Raw genomic sequence first — 277 nt, 5'->3', positions numbered from 1 at the left:
CCAGCGCCTTGCGGGCGGCGTCGTTGAACTCCAACTGCTTTGCCATGAATTTGTTCCTTTCACGCAAAATGCCCCGGCTGCGCTGCTAGAGGAGGCAGCCGGGGCATTTCGGTTGTCCGTGATTCCGGCTGCGGGCGTCGACTGCGCGCGCCCGAGCCGCCGGACTCAGCTGATGGGCCTTACTTGGTGACGATGGCCAGCACGTCGCGGGCGGAGAGCACCAGGTACTCTTCCCCGCCGACCTTGACCTCGGTTCCGCCGTACTTCGAGTAGATGA

At 63.9% G+C, this 277-nt stretch carries 1 protein-coding gene and 1 pseudogene; one reads left to right on the top strand and one right to left on the bottom strand.

The features are described 5' to 3' along the window. Positions 1-190, top strand: a 190-nt coding sequence (locus AC5RV1_RS21445) for a hypothetical protein (protein WP_493995965.1), incomplete at its 5' end; no start/stop codon positions are given. On the opposite strand, the pseudogene AC5RV1_RS21440 reads toward AC5RV1_RS21445, so the two are convergent. Then, positions 180-277, bottom strand: a pseudogene (locus tag AC5RV1_RS21440) (co-chaperone GroES); the annotation flags it as partial. The gene AC5RV1_RS21445 and the pseudogene AC5RV1_RS21440 sit on opposite strands and share 11 nt — an antisense overlap.

It is taken from the genome of Arthrobacter sp. Hb9-2 (assembly GCF_059091165.1).
This window is presented reverse-complemented; position numbering and strand designations above follow the sequence as displayed.